This is a genomic window from Bacillus sp. JJ634, assembly GCF_036962285.1.
Lineage (GTDB): Bacteria > Bacillota > Bacilli > Bacillales > DSM-1321 > Peribacillus > Peribacillus asahii_A.
On record NZ_JBALMU010000237.1, the window covers coordinates 1 to 1012 of the forward strand.

Sequence of the window (1012 nt, forward strand, 5' to 3'; positions counted from 1 at the left end):
ATATAATAGAAGAAACTAGTTAAAGATTATTTGATTTATCTGTTTAAACATCAAAAAATGATGTTTCTGAACAGCTCTGTATTGCAATGAATGGGCTGGAGGTTCATAAAAGAAAGTTAATTTCGTCTGAGAGCGCATTTCAGGCAGGCTAAATATATGCACATTAATTTTTTAATTATTGCTATTAATATTTGTATCCCAGAAGTGGTAAGGGTTCAGTCTAGTATTAGGATATTGAATAAATCGAAATCACATTTTTTCACCTAATTAAACTGACATCCATTCATTTATTAACCCTTTCTAAACTATCATTTTAATCTCATTATCAGACTCGTTCCTTTTCTTCCAATACAACCAACTTTCTAGCACGCTCCATAACTTGCAACAAAGCCCGATAGTCTGCTTCCACTTCATTTAGCTTGTTTTGTAGCCGATTATTATCTTCTCGTAAAGTGTTATTCTGTTCCAATATTATTTGATAACTTTGGGAAAGCTGCTCTTTTTCTTTACTCCATAATCGTGAAGACATATCCATTTTTGTCAAGAATAATAAGACCTCTTGCATCGTAATAGAAGATGCGGAGTCACTCACATTCTGTAATTTATAACGATTTTCTTTAATTTCATCTTTTGAAAATGTCGAAAGTGCCTTGTCGATGCCACGGTAAGGCTTTATCTTGTTTTCTTTTCTCTGCTTTTTTGACAATTCAATTCTTGATTTATATCGCTTGCGCAAAAAGGAATTCCAACGGAACCCACAGGCCGATGGAGTTCTTGATAGTTCTCTACCGACTTCTTCAAATGCTTTGAGCTGTGTGCTCCCATCTCGGATATGTCGTAACACTACCTCAGCCAATAATACATCTTCATCCTGATTCCAAGAGTCATGTCTTGCAATTGACATTTCTCTACCTCCCGTTTAAGGTTTTGCCTAATATATATGCATTTGCTAGGAGTAATAGAATATCTAGAGAGATGCATTCAACCTGATTAAATCGATTTTCACCAAGAA

1 protein-coding gene is annotated in these 1012 nt (G+C 34.6%); it reads right to left on the reverse strand.

What is annotated here, in order from left to right:
- Nucleotides 1-325 precede the first annotated feature (325 nt).
- On the reverse strand, nucleotides 326-904 hold the full coding sequence (locus V7068_RS22460; protein WP_499714639.1) for an RsfA family transcriptional regulator: 579 nt from the start codon (nucleotides 902-904) through the stop codon (nucleotides 326-328).
- Nucleotides 905-1012 lie beyond the last annotated feature (108 nt).